The sequence below is a fragment of the Homoserinimonas aerilata genome (assembly GCF_006716125.1).
Lineage (GTDB): Bacteria > Actinomycetota > Actinomycetes > Actinomycetales > Microbacteriaceae > Homoserinimonas > Homoserinimonas aerilata.
Genome location: NZ_VFOM01000002.1, coordinates 207,744 through 229,284 on the forward strand (window position 1 = coordinate 207,744; position 21,541 = coordinate 229,284).

20 protein-coding genes are annotated in these 21,541 nt (G+C 67.4%); 14 read left to right on the forward strand and 6 right to left on the reverse strand.

The window, feature by feature from the left end; genetic code table 11:
• Window positions 1-99: 99 nt before the first annotated feature.
• From FB562_RS11210 to FB562_RS11225, 4 genes are all read left to right on the forward strand, one after another.
• Entirely contained in the window at window positions 100-1,020 is a 921-nt protein-coding gene (locus FB562_RS11210) for an AEC family transporter (protein ID WP_141881387.1), read from the forward strand.
• A 202-nt stretch (window positions 1,021-1,222) separates the two neighbouring features.
• Entirely contained in the window at window positions 1,223-2,467 is a 1,245-nt protein-coding gene (locus FB562_RS11215; protein ID WP_185740556.1) for a sensor histidine kinase, read from the forward strand.
• Window positions 2,464-3,126 carry a response regulator gene (locus FB562_RS11220; protein WP_141881389.1) on the forward strand — a complete coding sequence of 221 codons (663 nt, stop codon included), beginning with the start codon at window positions 2,464-2,466 and terminating at the stop codon, window positions 3,124-3,126. Before FB562_RS11215 ends, FB562_RS11220 begins: the two co-directional genes overlap by 4 nt.
• 244 nt (window positions 3,127-3,370) lie before the next feature.
• Complete coding sequence (locus tag FB562_RS11225) at window positions 3,371-3,694, forward strand: SHOCT domain-containing protein (protein WP_246081466.1); 324 nt, start codon at window positions 3,371-3,373, stop codon at window positions 3,692-3,694.
• Window positions 3,695-3,702: 8 nt separating this feature from the next.
• Here FB562_RS11225 and FB562_RS11230 read toward each other — a convergent pair whose 3' ends face one another.
• Window positions 3,703-4,542, reverse strand: coding sequence for an exodeoxyribonuclease III (locus tag FB562_RS11230; RefSeq protein WP_141881390.1), 840 nt, complete (start codon window positions 4,540-4,542; stop codon window positions 3,703-3,705).
• A gap of 174 nt (window positions 4,543-4,716) precedes the next feature.
• Here FB562_RS11230 and pyrE point away from each other — a divergent pair, with 174 nt between their 5' ends.
• Window positions 4,717-5,268 carry an orotate phosphoribosyltransferase gene (gene pyrE, locus FB562_RS11235; RefSeq protein ID WP_141881391.1) on the forward strand — a complete coding sequence of 184 codons (552 nt, stop codon included), beginning with the start codon at window positions 4,717-4,719 and terminating at the stop codon, window positions 5,266-5,268.
• Entirely contained in the window at window positions 5,265-6,416 is a 1,152-nt protein-coding gene (locus tag FB562_RS13680) for a hypothetical protein (protein ID WP_185740557.1), read from the forward strand. Before pyrE ends, FB562_RS13680 begins: the two co-directional genes overlap by 4 nt.
• A gap of 156 nt (window positions 6,417-6,572) precedes the next feature.
• Here FB562_RS13680 and FB562_RS11250 read toward each other — a convergent pair whose 3' ends face one another.
• From FB562_RS11250 to FB562_RS11265, 4 genes are all read right to left on the reverse strand, one after another.
• The gene (locus FB562_RS11250) at window positions 6,573-7,349 is read right to left on the reverse strand and encodes an HAD-IIA family hydrolase (RefSeq protein WP_141881394.1); all 777 of its coding nucleotides are present in this window, start codon (window positions 7,347-7,349) and stop codon (window positions 6,573-6,575) included.
• Window positions 7,350-7,399: 50 nt separating this feature from the next.
• Window positions 7,400-8,827 carry an argininosuccinate synthase gene (argG, locus tag FB562_RS11255; RefSeq protein WP_141881395.1) on the reverse strand — a complete coding sequence of 476 codons (1,428 nt, stop codon included), beginning with the start codon at window positions 8,825-8,827 and terminating at the stop codon, window positions 7,400-7,402.
• Window positions 8,828-8,993: 166 nt separating this feature from the next.
• Window positions 8,994-9,875, reverse strand: a complete 882-nt coding sequence (locus FB562_RS11260) for an isocitrate lyase/PEP mutase family protein (RefSeq protein WP_141881396.1) — start codon at window positions 9,873-9,875, stop codon at window positions 8,994-8,996.
• A 44-nt stretch (window positions 9,876-9,919) separates the two neighbouring features.
• Entirely contained in the window at window positions 9,920-10,729 is an 810-nt protein-coding gene (locus FB562_RS11265; RefSeq protein ID WP_221625411.1) for an SDR family NAD(P)-dependent oxidoreductase, read from the reverse strand.
• Window positions 10,730-10,875: 146 nt separating this feature from the next.
• On the opposite strand from FB562_RS11265, the gene FB562_RS11270 reads away from it, so the two are divergent.
• The 6 genes from FB562_RS11270 to FB562_RS11295 all read left to right on the forward strand — a co-directional run bounded on the left by FB562_RS11270 (window position 10,876) and on the right by FB562_RS11295 (window position 16,868).
• Window positions 10,876-11,643, forward strand: a complete 768-nt coding sequence (locus tag FB562_RS11270; protein ID WP_221625412.1) for a GntR family transcriptional regulator — start codon at window positions 10,876-10,878, stop codon at window positions 11,641-11,643.
• Window positions 11,644-11,731: 88 nt separating this feature from the next.
• Window positions 11,732-12,847, forward strand: coding sequence for a TRAP transporter substrate-binding protein DctP (dctP, locus tag FB562_RS11275; RefSeq protein ID WP_141881398.1), 1,116 nt, complete (start codon window positions 11,732-11,734; stop codon window positions 12,845-12,847).
• Between the two features lie 5 nt (window positions 12,848-12,852).
• The gene (locus FB562_RS11280; RefSeq protein ID WP_141881399.1) at window positions 12,853-13,386 is read left to right on the forward strand and encodes a TRAP transporter small permease; all 534 of its coding nucleotides are present in this window, start codon (window positions 12,853-12,855) and stop codon (window positions 13,384-13,386) included.
• Window positions 13,386-14,801: a TRAP transporter large permease gene (locus FB562_RS11285; protein ID WP_141881400.1), complete on the forward strand. Its 1,416-nt coding sequence runs from the start codon at window positions 13,386-13,388 to the stop codon at window positions 14,799-14,801. The genes FB562_RS11280 and FB562_RS11285 overlap by 1 nt, the downstream gene beginning before the upstream one ends.
• Before the next feature lie 94 nt (window positions 14,802-14,895).
• A complete protein-coding gene (locus FB562_RS11290; protein WP_141881401.1) occupies window positions 14,896-15,534 on the forward strand; it encodes a TrmH family RNA methyltransferase in 639 nt (212 codons plus the stop codon).
• An 83-nt stretch (window positions 15,535-15,617) separates the two neighbouring features.
• On the forward strand, window positions 15,618-16,868 hold the full coding sequence (locus FB562_RS11295; RefSeq protein WP_141881402.1) for an NAD(P)/FAD-dependent oxidoreductase: 1,251 nt from the start codon (window positions 15,618-15,620) through the stop codon (window positions 16,866-16,868).
• 144 nt (window positions 16,869-17,012) lie between these two features.
• Here FB562_RS11295 and FB562_RS11300 read toward each other — a convergent pair whose 3' ends face one another.
• Window positions 17,013-17,999, reverse strand: coding sequence for a sugar-binding transcriptional regulator (locus tag FB562_RS11300; RefSeq protein ID WP_141881403.1), 987 nt, complete (start codon window positions 17,997-17,999; stop codon window positions 17,013-17,015).
• Window positions 18,000-18,140: 141 nt separating this feature from the next.
• Here FB562_RS11300 and FB562_RS11305 point away from each other — a divergent pair, with 141 nt between their 5' ends.
• Window positions 18,141-19,898: a glycerol-3-phosphate dehydrogenase/oxidase gene (locus FB562_RS11305; RefSeq protein ID WP_141881404.1), complete on the forward strand. Its 1,758-nt coding sequence runs from the start codon at window positions 18,141-18,143 to the stop codon at window positions 19,896-19,898.
• 27 nt (window positions 19,899-19,925) lie between these two features.
• Complete coding sequence (glpK, locus tag FB562_RS11310) at window positions 19,926-21,467, forward strand: glycerol kinase GlpK (RefSeq protein WP_141881447.1); 1,542 nt, start codon at window positions 19,926-19,928, stop codon at window positions 21,465-21,467.
• Window positions 21,468-21,541 lie beyond the last annotated feature (74 nt).

Genomic DNA, 21,541 nt, shown 5'->3' on the forward strand with positions numbered 1-21,541 from the left:
GCTCGAAGATATATCGCTGACTATCGCTTGTCAAGAATAAATTGTGCGCAGCATCCGAGCCCGACGGATGCGTCGCCCGCCGTCTGTAAGAATGAACCAATGGTTGGTGTACTGATCGGCTTCGCGATCATCGCGGCGATCATCGGCACCGGTTACGTCATCGGGCGCATCAACCTGCTCGGCCCGCATGCGCAGCCCGTGCTCGCCCGCCTCGTCTACTTCGTGGCATCCCCGTGCCTGCTGTTCACGATCCTCGCCGAGGCGAAGGTCGAGAAGCTGTTCTCGCCGCTGCTCGTCGTCTCCCTCGTCGCGGCGCTCGCCGTGTTCGCCGTCTTCCTGCTGGTGGCCGTCGTCTTCTGGCGCCGAAAGATCCCCGAAGCGGTCATCGGGGCATTCGCGTCCGGCTACGTCAACGCCAACAACATCGGCATCCCCGTCTCCGTCTATGTGCTCGGCGACATCAGCGCATCCGCCCCCGTCATCCTGCTGCAGCTGCTCGTGTTCGCCCCCATCGGCCTCGCCGTGCTCGACATGACCACGGGCGGCCCCAGCTCGCTCGGCAAGATCGCCACCCAGCCGCTGCGCAACCCCATCATCATCGGCTCGCTGCTGGGCGTGATCTTCTCCATCGCCCACATCGAGGTGCCCGAGCCGATCATGCAGCCCTTCCACATCATCGGCGGTGCCGCCGTGCCGCTCATGCTCATCAGCTACGGAATCTCGTTGCACGGCCAGAAGATCCTGCAGGCCGGCTCCGCGCGGCGGGATGTCGTGGTCGCATCCGCGCTCAAACTGATCGTCATGCCCGTCGTCGCGTGGGCGGTCGGCGCGCTCGTCTTCGGGCTGAGCGGCCACGAACTGTTCGTCGTGGTGGCGCTCGCGGCACTGCCGGCCGCGCAGAACGTGTTCAACTTCGCGCAGCGCTACAACAGGGGAGAGATCCTCGCCCGCGACACCGTCTTCGTGACGACACTCGGATCGCTGCCCGTTCTCGTGCTGCTGGCGGCGCTGCTGCACTGAGGGCGATGCTCTCGCCCGACACCTCACGACACAGCCGCCCCTCAGGCGCGTGCAGGTGTGTCGCGAAGTGTCGGGTGAACGATGAAGGGGGCGGATGCTCGCCCCGGTCGGCCAGGTCGCCGGCACCCGTACTCCCCAGGGAGTACGGGCCGCAATCCGCACACCGGATGCCGCGGCCCCGCCGTGTAAGTACGCTGTGAGAATGCGCCGGTCAGAGTGGATGTCCTCGTCGTGGCATCACGGCGACGGCTCGCTCGATGACGCCCCTCCCCGCTTCGGCATGCCGCCCGCCGTGCGACTGTGGCTGCCGGTCGTCGTCTCCTTCCTTGTGCAGGTTCCGGTGGCCGTGTTCCTCACCGTGCGCGCTGCGGACGGCGGTGTGTCGAACCTGCCCGAGTGGCACGGGCCGGGCCCCGAGTGGGTGGCCGCAACCGCCGAGCTGCCCGTCCTCCTCCTGGGCCTCGCCCTCGCTCTGATCGGGCCTCTCGCCCTCATCGCGGCGCGCAGATTCCCGGGACCGGTCGTCGCGATCGTCGCCGCCGCAGCATCCGCCGACTTCCTCTTCGCCCCGCCCGCCGGCCCGCCCTATGTGGCGTTCGCCTTCGCGACGATCCTCGGCATCGTGCGGGGTGCCAGCGCCTGGGTGTTCTCCGCGGTCGCGGCCGCCTGGCTGCTGTGCGTGGTCGGGCCGAGCGTGGTGGGTTCGGCTGCGGCACCGTTCCCGATCGCGGCGCTCACCGTCGGGCTGCTCCTCAGCCTCGGAATCGGTGCGGGCATCCGGGGCCGGCGTGAGGGCATCCGCGCCGCCCGCCAGGCATTCGAGCGCAGGCGGGAGGACGCCACCCAGCAGGAGCGCGTGCGCATCGCCCGCGAACTGCACGACGTGCTCGCGCACTCGCTGTCGCAGATCTCCGTGCAGGCCGGGGTGGGGCTGCACCTCATCGAGCGGCAGCCGGAGAAGGCGGCCGAGGCGCTCGCCAACATCAAACAGACCAGCCGGGTCGCGCTCGACGAGGTGCGCGGCGTGCTCGGGATGCTGCGCGACGGCGACTCCCCCCTGCTGCCGCAGCCGCAACTGTCGATGGTGCACGAACTCGCCGACACGGCCACCCGCGCAGGGCTTGCGGTCACCCTGGACGACAGCATCGAGACGCCGCCGCCGGCCGCAGTGCAGATGGCGCTCTACCGGCTGGTGCAGGAGAGCGTCACCAACGCGGTGCGCCATGCGGAGGCATCCGCGCTGTCGATCCGGCTCGCGGAGGAGAACGGCGACTACATTGTCGAGATCACCGACGACGGCAGGGGCGCGACGGATGCCGAGGGCCGCGGAATCCTGGGCATGCGAGAACGCGCCGAACTGCTCGGCGGCACGCTCACGGCGGGCCCCCGCGACGGCGTGCGCGGCTTCCGGGTGCGCGGGAGCATCCCCGTGAGAGGCGCCCGATGATCCGGGTCGTCGTCGCGGACGACCAGCAGCTCATCCGGGGCGGCTTCCGCGCGCTGCTCGACTCCGAACCCGACATCGAGGTCGTCGGCGAGGCGGGCACGGGCCGCGAGGCGCTCGCCGTGGTCGCCCGGGAGCGCCCCGACGTCGTGCTCATGGACATCCGCATGCCCGACGGCGACGGCCTGTGGGCGACCGAGCAGATCGTCGCAGACAAGAACCTCGCCGCAACGCGCGTCGTGGTGGTCACAACCTTCGAACTGGACGAATACGTGGTGCACGCCATCCGGGCGGGGGCGAGCGGGTTCCTGGTGAAAGACACCGAGCCGGTCGAACTGATCAGGGCGGTGCGCGTCGTCGCCGGCGGCGAGGCGCTGCTCTCACCGGGCGTCACGCGGCGGCTGCTCGAGCGGGTCGCCGGAACGCTGCGACACGACCCGGATGCGACGGCGCTGCACGCGCTGACCGGTCGCGAACGCGAGGTGCTCGCCCTCGTCGGCGAGGGCCTCACCAACGAGGAGATCGGCGCGCGGCTGTTCCTCAGCCCGCTCACGGCGAAGACGCACGTGTCGCGCATCATGTCGAAGCTCGCCGCACGCGACCGCGTGCAACTCGTGGTCACGGCCTACGAGACGGGCCTGGTCTCGCCGGGGCGGCAGTAGCGCCTGGGGCGTATCGCCTGAGCTGCGAGGCGTTTTCGGTGGAATGAGCCTGGAACGGGCGGCTCATTTCGCCGAAAACGCCTCGGACAGAGCTGGCCCCCTGTCGCGGTGGCGGCGCAGGCGGCGGATGCTCCGCAGAGAGTAGCGGGATTCATCCGGCGGGCAGATTCGCCACAGGGCGGGCGAGACGAGTCTTGGTGAAGCGGGTCGCACAGTGCGGGCCGCCTCATGAAGGGACACCATCGTGCTCACCACATTCACCACAACGCTCGGCCAGGTCGCCGCCGACCACGGGCCGGTCATGGCTCACTGGGCCGGAGGAGGATTCCCCTGGTTCGTCGTGTTCGTTCCACTGTTCTGGATCGCCGTCTTCGTCGGCCTCTTCGTGTTCGCCGGCCGACGCCGCAGGGAACACTTCGCCCATCGTGAGTGGAACGCCACCGCCGGAGCACGCGACGCCGAGAAGACGCTCGCGGAGCGCTTCGCTCAGGGCGACATCGACGAGACCGAATACCGCGCCCGCCTCGAGGTGCTGCGCGCGAACCGGCCTGAGCCGCGCGCCCCGTAGCGAGGGGCCTAGAAGATCATCGGCCGGTCGTCGTCGTCCTCGGTCTGCACATCGAGGTCGACGACGACGGGCACGTGGTCGCTGGGCGCGTCACCCTTGCGCTCGTCGCGGTGGATGCTCGCATCCGTCACCAGGTCGGCGAAGGCATCCGAACCCAGAATGAAATCGATGCGCATGCCCTCGTTGCGGGGGAACCGCAGCTGCTTGTAGTCCCAGAAGGTGAAACCCTCGGGCACGAGCGGGCGCACAACGTCGCTGAACCCGGCCGACTCGAAGGCGAAGAACGCGTCACGCTCCGGCTGCGAGATGTGCGTCGAAACCCCGTGCACGAACGACGGGTCACCCATGTCGGCGTCCGTCGGGGCGACATTGAAATCGCCCATCAGGGCAAGAGGCGACCCCGGATGCGCGGCCAGCCACGCGGCGGCATCGGTGCGCAGGGCGGCCAACCAGTCCAGCTTGTAGGTGAAGTGCGGGTCGTCGAGCGCGCGGCCGTTGGGCACGTAGAGGCTCCACAGTCGCACCCCCTCGACGGTGACTCCCAGCGCGCGCGCCTCGAGCGGAGCATCCGGGCCCTCATGGCCCTTCAGGAATCCGGGCTGCCCGGCGAAGCTCGTCGCCACATCCTCCATCGGGAGGCGACTCGCGAAGGCGACACCGTTCCACTGGTTGAGGCCGTGCGCGTGCACCTGGTAGCCGGCCTCCTCGAAGGCCTCGAGGGGGAACTGCTCAGGCTTGCACTTGATCTCCTGCATGCCGAGCACGTCGACATCCTCGCGGAGCAGCCAGTCGACGACCCGGCCGTGACGGGTGCGGATGGAGTTCACATTCCAGGTGGCGACGCGCATGCTCCCAACGCTACCGAACCCGCGAGCCACAAGAGCCGCTCGAGTACGCCAATCGGATGCTCCGGCCGGTCGTGAAGAGCAGAATCGCGTACTTGACGTACCCAGATGGCCTGTCACGGGCCGCCGCCACCGGAGAACATGCCCTCAGGCTATTGCCCCCGGTAGAATCGCCGGGTGACGGATGCCAGAACCCAGCTCATCGACTTCATCAAGGCCGACGCGGTCTTCCACGGCGACTTCACGCTCACGAGTGGCAAGAAGGCCAGCTACTACGTGGACCTGCGCAAGGTGAGCCTCGACCACAGGGTTGCCCCGCTCATCGGCCAGGTCATGCTCGACCTCATCGCCGAAGTGCCCGATGTTGCCGCCGTCGGGGGCATGACCATGGGGGCCGACCCCATCGCATCCGCCGTTCTGCATCAGGGTGCCGCCCGCGGTCTCGCCTACGACGCCTTTGTGGTGCGCAAGCAGCCGAAGGACCACGGGCGTGGCCGTCAGGTCGAGGGTCCGGATGTCTCGGGTCGCCGCGTCATCGTGCTCGAGGACACCTCGACGACGGGTGGCTCACCGCTCGCCGCCGCGGAGGCACTCGAGAAGGTGGGCGCCCAGATCGTCGCCGTCGCTGTCGTCGTCGACCGCGCCACGGGGGCCAAAGAGGTCATCGAGGCTGCCGGCTACCGGTATCTCGCCGCCATCTCGCTGGGTGATCTCGGGCTCGAGCCATGACGAAGGGCCGCGACGAGCACGACCCAGAAGGCCTGCCCGACGCCGGCCTCGACTCGCTGTTCGGTGAGCAGCAGTTCCAGGACTACGAGGATGGCGTGCTCGGCAACCCCTTCGTGGCCCCTCCGGCGGAGCAGGGTTCCGCTGCGGGTGCGCCGCCCCAGCAGCCGGTGGCGCCGCAGGTTTCGGGTGCGGCCGCGGCCGCGGCCTCGTACCCGCAGCCGCCTGCCGCGGCACCGCAGTCGCGCCGCGAGGCGCGCGAGGCGGCCGCGCGGGAGGAGGCGCTGCGAGGCGGGCTGCCGGGGGCGAGTGACGCGCCGCATGCGACAGAGGCGCCGGCCGGCGCGACTTATGGGCTTCCGGGCGCCGGCGCAGCATCGGGCGCGACCGGCCCCGACCCGCGGGCGTTCGCCGGGCAGCACCCCGCCGCCGCCCCCACAGACGAGCAGCCCGCCGACACCGCCGGCGCAGTTCCGGATGCCGGTGAGCCGCAGCCCGCCGAGTGGCAGTCGCTGCATGAGCAGCCCGAATGGGAGCCGGCGACTGCAGCTCCCGCCCCGCGCAGCGGCGACGGGGAACGCAAGAAGTTCTCGCCCTACCTGTTCTGGTTCGGCCTCACCGGAATGCAGAAGGCGCTCGTCGTCACGGCGGGCGTGCTGCTCCTGGTGATCATCCTCGTCGGCCTGTACGCCTTCGGTGCCGGACTGGCCGGCTCGCAGACGCAGAAGCCTCCCGCCCAGGAGCCCGGCGGTGAGCCCGCTCCCGTCTCCGGGCCGCTCGCTCCCGGCGACCACGCATGGAACACCCTGCAGGGCGGCGAGTGCATCAGCCCCTTCGACACCGTGTGGGCAGAATCGTTCACCGTCGTCGACTGCGGTGTCGAGCATCCGGCGCAGCTCGTCTCACGCGGGCTCATCGGCGACGAGGTCATCGAATATCAGGATGCTGCGGGCTGGCAGGCGCTACTGCCCAACTACTGCAACCCCTCGCTGCTCGACCTGGGTGTGGCCGGCCAGTACACGGATCTGCAGTTCGAGTTCAGCTACCCGGGCGGCGCCACAGAGTGGGGCAACGGCGATCGCGACTTCTTCTGCTTCGTCACCCGATCATCCGGGGAATCGCTGACAGGGTCACTCGTCCCCAGCGAGTAAGAGATCGCCCGCCCGCCCGCCCGCCTGCGCTGCCCGGCTGCCTGCGCCGAAAAGAGGGAGCTTTTCGCGCAGGCTCACGTCAACGAGGAACTTTGCGCGCCCGGATGCGACTTCCTCCTCGATATCTGCGACCTCGATATCTGCGACAGGGCTTGCTTAGCGTTCGACGAGATCGGCGACGCTGGCGAGCACCTCGTCGGGGCGGAACGGGTAGCGCAGAATCTCCGCCTCGTCACTGATGCCCGTCATCACGAGGATCGTGTGCAGGCCAGCCTCGATGCCGGCGACGACATCCGTGTCCATGCGGTCACCGATCATGGCCGTGTTCTCGCTGTGCGCGCCGATCTTGTTCATCGCCGAGCGGAACATCATCGGGTTCGGCTTGCCGACAACGTACGGCTCCATGCCGGTCGCCTTCGTGATGAGCGCGGCGACCGCACCCGTCGCGGGCAGCGGGCCCTCCGCGCTCGGCCCCGTCGCATCCGGGTTCGTGCTGATGAAGCGGGCGCCCCTGCCGATGAGGCGGATCGCCTTCGTGATCGCGTCGAAGGAGTACGTGCGCGTCTCGCCGAGCACCACGAAATCGGGGTTGCTCTCCGTCATGATGAAACCGGCCTCGTGCATGGCCGTCGTGAGACCGGCCTCGCCGATCACATAGGCGGTGCCGCCGCGGCTCTGCGACTTGAGAAAGTCGGCCGTCGCGAGCGCCGACGTGTAGATCGCGCTCTCGGGAACCTCGAGGCCGGATGCGCGCAGCCGGGCGGCCAGATCGCGCGGTGTGAAGATCGAATTGTTGGTGAGCACAAGGAACGGCATGCCGCGCTCGGTCCACTGGGCGAGCAGCTCGGATGCCCCCGGCACGGGATTGTTCTCATGGACGAGAACCCCGTCCATGTCGGTCAGCCAGCACTCAATGTTGTCGCGATCAGCCATGCCGCAATCCTATGGGGCGCGGTGGAGCGGCACCCCTCAGAACTTGTGCCTCAGTCGGTGCCGAAGTCGAACGCGGCACCGTCGAGGGAGGCCTCCGCCGCAGCATCCGCAGCGTCGCCCGTGACGGTGATCGCGATGTCGTCGGCGTCGCTCGCCGTGAGCTCGCCCATCAGTTTCGCGGTCTCGCCCGTGACGATGCCCTGCGCGGCGTACTGCTCGAGGCGCTGGCGCGAGTCGGCGATGTCGAGGTTGCGCATGGTGAGCTGGCCGATGCGGTCTTCGGGGCCGAAGGCGGCATCCGTGACCCGCTCCATCGAGAGCTTGTCGGGGTGGTAGCTGAGCGCCGGGCCCTCCGTGTTGAGGATCGTGTAGTCGTCGCCGCGGCGTAGACGCAGCGTGACCGAACCGGTGACGGCCGAGCCGACCCAGCGCACGATCGCCTCGCGCAGCATGAGCGACTGCGGGTCGAGCCAGCGGCCCTCATACATGAGGCGCCCCAGCTTGCGGCCCTCGTTGTGGTAGTTGGCGACGGTGTCTTCGTTGTGGATCGCGTTCAGCAGGCGCTCGTACGCGATGTGCAGAAGGGCCATGCCGGGCGCCTCGTACAGGCCACGGCTCTTCGCCTCGATGATGCGGTTCTCGATCTGGTCGGATGCTCCGAGGCCGTGCCGGCCGCCGATCGCGTTCGCCTCGAGCACCAGGGCGACGGCATCCGAATATTCGACACCGTTGAGGGCTACCGGTCGCCCGGCCTCGAAGGTGACGGTGACATCCTCTGTGGCGATCTCGACGTCATCGCGCCAGGAGGCGACGCCCATGATGGGTTCGACGATCTCGAATCCGGTGTCGAGCTGCTCGAGAAGCTTCGCCTCATGCGTCGCACCCCAGATGTTCGCATCCGTGCTGTACGCCTTCTCGACGGAGTCGCGGTACGGGAAGCCGTGCTCGACGAGCCACTCGCTCATCTCTTTGCGGCCGCCCAGCTCGGTGACGAAGTTTGCGTCGAGCCACGGCTTGTAGATGCGCAGGCGCGGGTTGGCGAGCAGCCCGTAGCGGTAGAAGCGCTCGATGTCGTTGCCCTTGTAGGTGGAGCCGTCGCCCCAGATCTCGACGCCGTCCTCCTTCATGGCACGCACCAGCATGGTGCCGGTGACGGCGCGGCCGAGCGGCGTCGTGTTGAAGTAGGTCTTGCCGCCGGAGCGGATGTGGAACGCGCCGCACTGCAGGGCCACGAGGCCCTCCTCGACGAGCGCCGCGCGGCAGTCGACGAGGCGCGCGATCTCGGCGCCGTACTCCTTCGCGCGGTCGGGCACCGCGTCGATGTCGGGCTCATCGGGCTGCCCGATGTCTGCGGTGTAGGTGCACGGCACGGCGCCCTTGTCGCGCATCCAGGCAACGGCTACAGAGGTGTCGAGTCCGCCGGAGAAGGCGATACCGACACGCTCGCCGACGGGCAGGCTGGTGAGAACTTTCGACATGTCTCAATCGTAGAGGTCGGCGCGGATGTCCGGGGCCGGGCGCTCGCCGTGGCATCCGGCCAGCCTGTTGTTACCGGATGCTGCGCGAGACTGCACGAATCGCCCGCTTTCGGGCCCGAAGCGGACGATTCGTGCAGTCTCGGTGCTGAGCGCTCAGCGAGCGCCTTCAGGAGCCGTAGTTGTCGTCGAGCCCCTGATGGTGCTCGAGTCCCACGACGCCCATGAAGTCGTCGTAGCTGAACTGGGCGGCCGCGTTCGAGAAGCCGTCAGCGCGCAGGGTGGCGAGAGCGGATGCTGCGGCCGCGGTGGCCGCGAACAGCGCGTCGAGCGGGTGCAGCACGATCGAGAAGCCGAGTTCGCGCGCCTCGTCAAGGGTGAGGTTGGCGGCTTCTGTACCCGTGATGAGGGCGATCACCTTCGGCCCCTCGAGTCGGCGGCCGATCTCCTCTGCCTGGGCGAGGGTCTTGACACCATCGACGAAGAGCAGGTCTGCACCGGCGTCACGGTAGCGTTTGGCGCGGTCGAGGGCCACGTCGAGCCCTTCGACGCCGAGGGCGTCGGTGCGCCCGATGATGAGCATGTCGCGGTCGGCGCGGGCGGAGACGGCTGCCCGGATGTGCCGCTCGGCGCGCTCCTCCTCCATGAGCTGCACGCCGGCCATCTGGCCGCACCTCTTCGGGCTGGTCTGGTCTTCGAGGTGCAGCGCCGCGACATCCGCCTGGATGTATTCGTGCACCGTGCGTTCGATGTTCGATGGCCCGCCGTATCCGTTGTCGGCGTCGGCGATGACGGGGATGTCGACCGCGCGGGTCATGGCGCGTGCGGCGTCTGCCATTTCGCTCTGGGTGAGTATTCCGAGGTCGGGCACGCCCAGGCGGGCTGCGGTGACGCCGAAGCCGGTCATGTACACGGCGGCGAACCCCGCCTGTTCGACGAGGCGGGCGGTGAGCGGGTCGGCAGCTCCTGGCGCCTGCACGGGGGTGCCGGAGTCGATCAGGCGTCGCAGTCTCTGGGCGTTGCCGAGGGGGACGGGTGCAGCTGTGGTCATGGTTGTCCTTCTCTCTTCGTTGAGGGTGCTGGGGTTCCGCGGCGTCAGCCGACGGTGAGGCCACCGTCGATGTTGATCGCCTGGCCGGTCATGTAGTCGGATGCGGGAGAGGCGAGGAACTCGGCAAGTCCCGCGACATCGTCCATGGTCTGGGGGCGACCGAGTGGCACGGCCGAGGTTCGCGTCTTCCAGGCTGTTCCTGTCTCCCATCCTTCGACCTCGGACCATTCCCGGTCGATGAGCTTCCACATGTCATTGTCGACGAGCCCCGGGCAGATGGCGTTGACTGTCACGTCTGGCGCCAGCGTGTAGGAGGCGCTGTGGGTGAGGTTGATGACGGCGGCCTTGCTGGCGCGGTAGTGCGGGATGATGGGCGCCATCGGGCCGGCGGCGTAGCGCCCCGCGATGGAGGCCATGGTGATGATCTTCCCCTTGGGGCGACCGGCGGAGAGGGGCTCCTGGCTGAGCATCTGACGGGCTGCTGCCTGCAGTGTGAGCAGCGTGCCGGTGACGTTGACGTTCATCGTGCGGTTCCAGTCGTCGGCGGTGACGTCGAGCAGCGGTTTGACCTGGATGATTCCCGCGTTGCAGATCATGACGTCGAGGCGACCGAATTCGGCAACCGTGGCGGCGACGAGTGCGGTGCAGTCATCCGCGTCGGTGACATCGGCGCGGACCGAGATGGCTTTGCCGCCGAGCTCTCGAACTGCTTCGGCGGATGCTGTGGCCCTGTCATCGTCGATGTCGCTGATGACGATATTGGCTCCCTGTTGGGCGAAGCGCATCGCCATCGCGTGGCCGATTCCTTGGCCTGAGCCGGTGATCGCCACCGTCAGTTCGTTGAGTGATGTCATTGCTCGACCGCCTTGTGAAGTGATTGGATACTGAAAGAGTACCCGTCTTGTATACAAGATTAGCGCTCAAAGATGTACACAACCGCGAGAAATCGTGTATACAAGACGGATACCCGTCAATGGAGCGTGTCAAAGGAGATCGCCGAATGGCAACAGCGCAGGAGAGCGGCTCGCTTTCGGATCGTGTGGCATCCCATGTGAAAGACGCGATCCTCGACGGCTCCCTCGATCTGGGAGAGTCCCTCTCCGAAGACACCCTCGCCGAGGTGCTGGGCGTGAGTCGCACACCCGTCCGCCAGGCCCTCCAGCTGCTGCAGACCCAGGGTCTGGTGCAGATCGTTCCGCGCTCCGGCAGCTACGTCTTCGTGCCCACCGAGGAACAGATCGCCGAACTCTGCGACTTCCGCCTCGCTATGGAACAGCAGGCCGTCTCCTGGGCGTTCCGGCGGCACAGGGCCGAATCGGCAGAGGCACTCGCCACGGTCGTGGACACCATGACTCAGGCCATCGCCGAGCGGGACATGCAGCAGTACGGCCGTGCCGACACCGCATTCCACCAGGTGTTCTTCGACAACTGCGACAACAGTTACCTGCGCAAGAGCTACACCATGAACCTCGTACAGGTGGCGGCGCTTCGCACCCACCTCGCGACATACACCGAGGCGGAACCGATGCGGTCCTTCGCCGATCACGAAGCCATCCGGGATGTCTTCGCCGACGGCAGGGAAGCCGACATCGGGGACATCCTGACGGCGCACATCCTTCGCACGAAGGAGAACTACACGGCCACGCTTCGCCGGCGGCAGGAGCGCAAGAGCGAAACACGCCTGCAGCACCTCCACCGGGTGCTCAAGCCCCGACAGGCCGCAACCGACGGCCACCCCCAGCCTGATGCGTTCGCAGTGGAGGCATGACCGCGAGGTCATGCAGGCACTGTGCGCATCTTCCGTTTCGTCGCCGTTCTCGGCGCCGGGACACCGCACCATCTGAGAGGACAATGAAGTGACAATCAAGAACAAGCGGCGGGCGCAGCTCGCGGCGATCGGAACCCTGGCGGCAGCTGCCCTGGTACTTGCGGGATGTTCCGCGACCACCGGCGCCGACGGCGAAGAGACCTTCGACCTGACCTGGACGTCGTACACGACCCCAGAGGGCTACTACAGCATGGCCATGGACGAATGGATCTCGATCGTCGAGGAGAAGACCGAGGGGCGCGTCACGATCGAGCCGTTCTACATGGGCTCGCTCTGCTCGACGATGGACGGCCTCGCCTGCGCCAAGGACGGCCGTGCCGACATCGCCTACACCTCGCCGGCCTTCCACCCCGCCGAATTCCCCCTCGCCAACGTCGTGACGGTGCCGTTCGTGGCGAAGGACCCGGTTGCGCAGACCGCAGCAGCGGCCTCCCTCTACGAGAGCAACGCAGACTACGCCGCAGAGTTCGAGGCCGAAGGCATCCACGCCCTCTACTTCGCACCCGTCACGACCTCGATCCTCGGCACCAAGACCGCGGTCGACTCCTACGCCGAGCTCAAGGGCCTGTCGGTGCGCAGCACCGCGCGGATGCTCAAGGCATCCGAGATCGCGGGCTCCAACCCGTCGGCGATCCCCGTGAGCGAGATCTACGAGTCGATCGAGAACGGTGTCATCGACGCGTGGTCGGCGACCGGCCTCGAGTCGGCCATCACCGAGTGGAACCTCGGAGAGGTGACGCCATACATGACGGACACCCAGTCGGGCTCGTTCATCAACGTCATGGCCATCATCAATGCCGAGGTGTGGAACACCATGCCGGCCGACATCCAGAAGATCATGACGGAGGCGAGCGACACCGTCTGGGGTGGCCTCTCCGGCGAATACCTGGATGCGATCTTCGATGAGACCTGCGACCGCGCCGCCGACCAGGGCGTCACGCTCAGCACCTGGAGCGACGCCGAGTCCAAGAAGTGGGCCGACGCCGTGGGCGACACCCTGCTGAACGACTGGAAGAGCGAGGTCAAGGCGGGCAGTGACGCCGACGTCGACGCGTTCTACGCCGACTACCTGCAGCAGCTCGAAGACGCCTCGGCAACAAGCACCTACGTTGCTCCGGTTGAGTACTGCCTGGCGCGAGGCTAATAACAGTGTTTGTCGTTTCCCTCTGGGAGAGAGGACTCCGACCGGCGGCGAAATGGTTCGCCGTCGCGTCGGCAGTCCTCTGCGGCGCACTGGCGCTGCTGCTCACCGCCGAGGTCGTGATGCGCGGAACCAGTGGCACCTCCATCCGCGGGCTGTTCGAGATCGCCGAGCTCGGGCTCGTCATGACGGTGTTCCTGGGTCTTGCCCAGTCCGAGGTCAACGGAACGCATGTGCGTGTCACGCTTCTCACCGACAGGCTCTCGCCGGCCGCCGCGAACCGGATGCGCGGAATCGCCCTCATCCTGGCGACGGTGTTCCTGGCCTGGATGGGCTTCGAACTCGTCGAACGTGCCCTCCAGTCGTTCACGGTCGGTGAATACCGCACCGGCCTCCTCAACTTCCCCGTCTGGCCGTCACGAGCCTTTGTGGCGGTCGGAACAGTGTTCCTCGCCCTCGTCCTCTTCGTGAAGGGGCTCGTGCACCTGACGGGCCGCACGCCATCCGGGGCCACCGACCACACAGAGGGAGGAGCCGTCTGATGTCTGCAGAACTCATCGTCATCGTCGTTCTTGCACTGTTCTTCCTGATGCTCGCCATCGAGATGCCCGTCGCGTTCGCGCTCGGATTCTCGGGGGCCATCGGCACCGTCATGCTGCACTCCTTCAAAGTGGCTGACAGCGTGCTCGCCAACGTGCCATTCGAATCGACCGCGAAATTCTCGCTCGTCGTCATCCCGCTCTACATAATGCTCGGGGCGATGGCCACGCAGGCACGAATACCCGAACGGGTCTACACGGTGATCAACCGTGTCGCAGGACGCTTCAAGGGTGGCCTCGCGATCGCAACGATCGGCGCGAGCGGCGGCTTCGCGGCTGTCTCCGGCTCCAGCGTGGCGACCGCGGCAACCCTCGGCAAGATCTCGGTGCGGCAGATGATCCGTCACGGGTACTCTGCCGAACTGGCCACCGGAATCGTCGCAATCGGCGCGACCCTCGGCATCCTGATCCCGCCCAGCATCATCATGATCATGTACTCGATCATGAGCGGGGAATCGATCGCAGCCCTCTTCAGTGCGGGAATCGTGCCGGGCATCCTCTCGGCCGTCGCCTACATCATCACAGCCCTCATCCTGGTGAAGCGCGATGGCCGCCGAATCAGCGAGAACGCCGAAGTGCTGCAGCGCGTCGGCGCCGCCGGCGCGGGCGGCTCGGTCGACGTCACCGATGTGACCGCGCCGACGGTGTCGATCGACACGAACGCGGGGGTCCGGTCGAGTTCACTCTTCGCGGAACTGCGAAGCGTCTTCTGGTTGGTGCTCATCATCGCCGTCGTGATCGTGAGCATCTTCACGGGACTCACGACGCTGTCGGAGTCGGCAGCGCTCGCGGCGGTGATTGCCACGATCGCCCTCATCGCGGAGCACTTCAAATCGGGGGTGCGGGCCATCATCGGCCGCATCCGTGACGGCCTCGCGGAGTCGGCATCCGTCACGAGCATGGCGTTCGCCGTGGTGGTGGGCGCGGGTATCTTCGCCTACTTCCTGGTCTCGGCGCGCGTGCCCAACAACCTGTCGCGCTTCTTCGCCGGGCTGGATGTGCCGCCGATCCTGATCGTCGTGCTCATCCTGCTCATGATGATCCCCCTCGGGATGTTCCTCGACTCGCTGGCGGTGGTCGTCATCGTCGTGCCGATCGTCTACCCGACCATCATCGGCCTGGGCTTCGACGGGATCTGGTTCGCCATCCTGCTGGTGAAGCTCATCGAGATCGGGTTGTTGACGCCGCCGGTGGGCATGAACTGCTTCGTGATCGCCGGTGTGACGGGAATCAAGCTCGAGACGGTGTTCAAGGGCGTCGCACCCTTCCTGGCGTGCGAGGCGGTGCTGGTGACCCTGTTGATCGTGTTCCCTGACATCGTGCTCTGGCTGCCGAACCTCATGGCGTCGATGCGGTGACATGCGCGAGACTGCACGAATCGTCCGCTTTCAGCCCCGAAACGGACGATTCGTGCAGTCTCAGCGTCGCGGGCAAGGCGATTAGCCTTGAGGGATGCAGCACGAGCCGAACGCCACCCATGAACTCTCCACTGCGGGGGTCGGCCCCTGGCGCGGTGAGTGGCCGGAGGGCGGGCACTACGACGAGGAGCTGCTGAAGCGCGGCGACACCCGCAACGTCATCGACCGCTACCGCTATTGGCGCATGGATGCCATCGTTGCGGACCTCGATGAGCACAGGCATCCGTTTCATGTCGCCATCGAGAACTGGCAGCACGACATGAACATCGGCTCGATCGTGCGCAGCGCGAACGCGTTCGCCGCCGATACCGTGCATATCGTCGGCCGTCGGCGCTGGAATAAGCGCGGCGCCATGGTCACCGACCGCTACCAGCATGTGATGCACCACGACACGGTTGCCGCGCTCGTCGAGTGGGCGGATGCCGAGGGGCTGCCGATCATTGGGATCGACAATGTGCCGGGCAGCGTCATCATCGAGACCTTCGACCTGCCGGAGCGCTGCGTGCTGCTGTTTGGGCAGGAGGGCCCTGGCTTGTCGCCTGAGGCGATCGAGGCATCGGATGCTGTGGTTGAGATCACGCAGTTCGGTTCGACTCGGTCGATCAACGCCTCGGCAGCGGCTGCCGTTGCCATGCATGCCTGGGTCATGCAGCATGTGGAGTTCCCCGGCTGAATCGGGGCTCCCGGCGCGAAGTTCCCGCTTCTGTATACCGGGCCGTATGCTGGCAGGAGAGACCGATCCAAAGGAGGACCGCGGTGCCGCAGGCCGAGAATGTCACCATCGTCGGAGCAGGCATCGTGGGGCTCAGCACCGCGTGGTTCCTGCAGGAGCACGGGGTTGCGGTCACGGTGCTCGACCGTGAGGGCGTCGCCGCGGGCGCATCCTGGGGCAATGCGGGCTGGATCGCGCCGGCGCTCACCCTTCCGCTGCCGGAGCCGGGCATCTTCTCCTTCGGTCTGAAGGCCATCATCGACCCCGCCTCACCCGTCTTCGTGCCGTTCTCCGTGGACCCCCGGCTGCTGCGCTTCCTCGCGGGCTTCGCCCTGAACTCGACCCCGCCCCGGTGGCGCAGAAACATGACCGCGTTCGCCGAGATCAACAAGTGGGGCGTCGATTCCTTCGACCGTCTCGCCGACGGCGGCGTCGAGAATCGCACGATCGTCGCCGACCCGTTCCTCACCGGCTTCGTCTCCGAGCGCGACCGCGGAGTGCTCGAGCACGAGTTCGACGAGATCGCCCTGCGCGGCGGGGCCGTCGACTTCGAGCGCATCAGCGGCGACGAGCTGCGCACGATCGAGCCGACCGTGAGCGATGCGGTGACCCACGGCATCCGCATATCGGGGCAGCGCTACATCAATCCGCCCGTGTTCATGGAATCGCTCGCGGCGGCGGTCCGTGCGCGCGGCGGCGAGATCGTGGAGGGGGCGGATGTCGTCGGCATCACCGATCTGGGCGAGCTCGGCGTCGGCATCGATGTCGTGGGCGAGCCGGAGGGCAGGATCGCCGACCAGGTCGTCATCGCGACGGGCACGTGGATGGGCCGCCTCGCGCGGCGCTTCGGGGTGCGGCAGCTCGTGCAGGCTGGCCGCGGCTACAGCTTCAGCGTGCGCCCGGAGACGGTGCCGACGCATCCGATCTATTTTCCCGCCCAGCGGGTCGCCTGCACCCCGCTCGGTGACCGCCTGCGCGTGGGCGGGATGATGGAGTTCCGGCCCGGCGATGCGCCACCAGACCCGCGCCGCGTGACCACCATGGTCGAGGCTGCACGGCCGCTGTTCCGCGGTGTCGACTGGGAGGCGCGCGAGGAGGAGTGGGTCGGCTCACGGCCCTGCACGGCCGACGGGCTGCCGCTCGTGGGTGCGACGCGCTCGCCGCGGGTGCACGTCGCAGGGGGTCACGGCATGTGGGGCGTCACGCTGGGGCCGCTCACCGGCCGCATCCTCGCCGACTCGATCACGGGCGCGGCCGAGCATCCGTTGCTGAAATCGTTCGACCCGCTGCGCTGAGGCGACACCGACCCGCTGCGCTGAGGAGACACCGACCCGCTGCGCTCAACAGGAGAAATGCTGCGCCACGCCGCCGCCGGGGCTTCGGCCTCCGCGCGTCGAGGCAAATCTCCTGCGGAAGCATGCGCGGGCGGCCACAAGTCGTCACCTCCGTGACAGTGATGATTCGGATGCCGAGATGCGGCTGACGAGACCGGTCGCGGTCTGCTCGTCGATGATGAGCTGCGTGATCGTTCCGGCGCGCAGGGCGGCCAGGAGCGGCACGATCTTGCTGTCGCCGGCCACGGCGCACACTCGGCGCGACACCGACTGCAGCTCGGCCGGGGTCGGGCCTGTTGCACGTTCGTTCAGGGAGAGGTCTTCGTAGCTGCCGTCGGCGCGGAGGAACACGGTGCAGACGTCTCCGACGACGCCTTCGTGGGCGAGCGTCGCGATGTCATCCGCTTCGAGGTAGCCGGCGGAGTACACGTGGCTGGGGATCTCTCCGGCGATCGCGCCGATGGAGAACAGCATGATGTCGGCTCGGCGCTGCACGTCGAGCACGCGCGCGACCGAGCGCTCGCGCCACATCGCGCGGCGTGTGGCGGCGAAGTCGAAGAACGCGGGTACGGGAAACAGGTGCACGGTGGCGTCGAAGGCGTCGCCGAAGCGCGACATGAGCGTTGCGGCGTATTCGACCCCTGATGTGCGGTTGTTCATGGCGCCGTTGAGCTGCACGACCGAGCTGCCGCGTGTCGGCTTCTTGGTGAGGTGCCGGCCGATTGCAGACAGTGTCGTGCCCCAGGCGATGCCGAGCACCATGTCTGAGTCGAACCAGTTGGTGACGAGGCGTGCCGTCGCGCGGGCGACCTGCTCGAGCCGTTCTGCTTCGTCGGCGGAGTCGGGCACGGGCACGACCTGGGCGTCGACGCCGAATGCGGAGGCGATGCGCTGGCTGATGCCGGGCGCTTTCGTGGGTGTCGGGCGCAGCGTGATCTCGACGAGCCCCTTCTCTCTGGCTTCTTTGAGGAGGCGGGAGACGCTGGAGCGCGACATGTGCAGCTGGGCGCCGATGGCCTCCATCTTCATGTCCTGCAGGTAGTACATGGAGGCGACTGACAGCAGCATCGCTTCGTGACCGGATGTGTCCATGTCCCCATTCTGCACGTTTGTGCAGGATGCCTGCGCGATTTGCCATAAGCCCGTGGCGCACCCATAGACTCCAAAACAAGACGCATCAGCGTTTTCACAGCAAACGGGTCACCGCCGAAAGTTCAGGGGTATCGCAGCACCATGACCGAGAGTCGTCTGACAGCAGAAACGCGCAGCGCAGCGCTGCGTGCGCTCGCCGCGAGCACCGAAGAGGGCGCCGAACTCGACATCCTGGTCATCGGTGGCGGAGTGACCGGCGCCGGCATCGCGCTGGATGCCGCAGCCCGCGGTCTCCGCACCGCGGTGGTGGAGGCGCAGGACTGGTCAGCAGGCACCTCGAGCCGCTCCAGCAAACTCGTTCACGGTGGCCTGCGCTACCTGCAGATGCTCGACTTCAAGCTCGTGCACGAGGCGCTCACCGAGCGCGACCTGCTGCTCACCCGAATCGCACCACATCTGGTGCGTCCGATCCCGTTCCTCTACCCGCTGCGCCACCGCCTCTGGGAGCGGGCGTTCATCGGCGCCGGAATCGCCCTCTACGATTCGCTCGCGAGCCTCAAGCGCGGCAAGCGTTCGGTGCCGTGGCACCGCCACCTGGGGCGCAAGGAGCTTGCACGGGTGTTCCCCGATCTTTCGGAAAAGGCGGCCATCGGCGCGATCGAGTACTGGGATGCGACTGTCGACGACTCGCGGTACGTGCTCACGACCGTGCGCACCGCCCAAGCGCAGGGTGCCATCGCGGCATCCCGCACCGAGGTCACCGAGCTCACGAAGAACAGCGCCGGCGCAGTCGACGGCGCGATCATCCGGGATCTGGAGACGGGCGAGTCCATCACGGTCAAGGCGCGTGCCGTCATCAGCTCAACCGGTGTCTGGACGGAGGAGGCGCAGGCACTCGCCGGGGAGCCCGGCGGTCTGCGGGTGCTCGCCTCGAAGGGCATCCACATTGTTGTCCCGCGCGAGCGGATCTCCGGTCAGGATGGCCTCATCCTGCAGACGGAGAAGAGCGTGCTCTTCGTGATTCCGTGGTCGCGCTACTGGGTCATCGGCACGACAGACACCCCCTGGGCGGAAGATCTGACCAACCCGACCCCCACGGCTGCTGACGTCGAGTACGTGCTCGAACGGGTGAATGCCGTGCTGAAGCATCCGCTCAGCGAAGGTGATGTCGTGGGCACCTGGGCGGGGCTTCGCCCGCTGCTGCAGCCGGGCACCAAGGAGGGCACGTCCTCCGCGAAGGTGTCGCGCGAGCACACCGTGGCCTCACCGGTTCCGGGTCTCACTGTGATCGCCGGCGGCAAGTTCACCACCTACCGCGTCATGGCGAAGGATGCTGTCGACTTCGCACTCGGCGACGGCGCACGGTCGATCCCGTCCACGACGGCCGGAATTCCGCTGCTCGGGGCCGAAGGGTTCGATGGCGCGCGCGCCGACATCGCGGCGACGATCGAGCGTTTCGGCTGGAGCGATCAGCTCGTCGACCACCTGCTGCACCGCTACGGCGCGGAGGTCACCCAGATCGCCGCGCTCTGCGATGCCGACCCCACGCTCGCCGTGCCGCTCGCCGAGGCGCCCGCGTATCTCCGGGCAGAGATCGCCTACGCGGCCACGCAGGAGGGCGCGCTGCATCTGGAGGATGTGCTGCTGCGGCGCACGCGCATCCAGTACGAATACGAGAATGAGGGCGTTGCGAGCCTCGACGAGATCGCGGCGATCATGGCGCCGCTGCTCGGTTGGTCGACAGGCCGGATGCTCGAGGAGACCAGCTCATACCGCGAACGTGCTGCCGCTGAGCAGGATGCGCGACTCAGCCCCGACGACGCCTCCGCCGCGAAGGCGAGGAGCAGGGCCGTGTCGGTTGTGGATGCTCTGCGTTCCGACGAGAAGGCGACCGGCTGAGTGAAGAACGCAGGAGGGGAGCGTTCGATGGCGAATGCGGGCAGTGCCGAGTATGTGATGGCGATCGATCAGGGGACCACAAGCACGCGGGCGATCATCGTCGACCGCAGTGCCCGCGTGGTCTCGTCGGGCCAGCTCGAACACCGTCAGCTGTTCCCCCGCGCCGGGTGGGTTGAACACGATGCGGTGGAGATCTGGAACAGTGTGCGTGAGGCCGTCGGCATCGCCCTCAGCCGGGCCGAGCTCAGCCCGCATGACATCGCCGCCGTCGGGGTCACCAACCAGCGGGAGACCGCCGTCGTCTGGAACAGGCTCACCGGCCGCCCGGTCTACAACGCCATCGTCTGGCAGGACACCCGCACGCAGTCCATCGTCGACCGTCTGGCAGGCGAGGCCGGCGTTGACCGTTACAAGCAGATCGTGGGCCTCCCCCTGGCGACCTATTTCGCCGGCCCCAAGGTTGCATGGATCCTCGAGAACGTCGACGGATGCCGTGAGGCGGCAGAAGCGGGCGAGCTGCTCTTCGGCACGATCGACAGCTGGCTGCTCTGGAATCTCACGGGCGGCCGCGACGGTGGGGTGCACGTCACCGATGTGACGAACGCCTCGCGCACCCTCCTTATGGACCTCGACACGCTTTCTTGGCGGGAGGACATCGCCGCGGAACTGGGGATTCCCCTGTCGATGCTTCCGAGCATCCGTTCGTCATCTGAGGTGTACGGCACGTGCAGCGAGAACGGAATGCTGCCCGGCGTGCCGATCGCGGGCATCCTGGGCGACCAGCAGGCGGCCATGTTCGGGCAGGCCTGCTTCGACGAGGGCATGGCGAAGAACACCTACGGCACCGGCAACTTCGTGCTCCTGAACACCGGCACCAAGCGGGTCGACAGCGCCAACGGGCTGCTCACGACCGTGTGTTATCAGCTGGGTTCCGCTGCCCCCGTCTATGCGCTGGAGGGGTCGATCGCGGTCACCGGGTCGCTCGTGCAGTGGCTGCGCGACAATCTGGGGCTCATCAACGAGGCATCCGATATCGAGCGGCTCGCCCTCTCGGTCGACGACAACGGCGGCGCATATTTCGTGCCGGCCTTCTCCGGTCTCTTCGCCCCGCACTGGCGGCAGGATGCCCGCGGTGCCCTGCTGGGCCTCACCCGTTTCGTCAACCGGGCCCACATCGCGCGGGCCGCTCTCGAGGCGACCGCGTTCCAGACCCGCGAGGTCATGGAGGCCATGAATGCGGATGCTGGGGTCGAGTTGGCAGAGCTGCGCGTCGACGGCGGCATGGTCGCCAACGAACTGCTGATGCAGTTCCAGGCCGACCAGCTCGGCGTCGATGTCATTCGGCCGCGTGTCACCGAGACGACGGCGCTGGGCGCCGCGTTCGCCGCGGGCATCGCGATCGGGTTCTGGAAGGGCACACAGGAGGTCGCCGACACCTGGGCTGAAGACGCCCGGTGGTCGCCGACGATGCCCGACGGCGAACGAGACAGGCTTTACCGCAACTGGAAGAAGGCGGTGACGAAGACCATGGGTTGGGTCGACGACGACGTGGAGGCGTCTGAACCCTGACCCCATGACGAGCAGCTCAGGCGGCTCACGAACACACCACAGTAAAGAGCGAGACCCACACGAAGGAGTCGGGA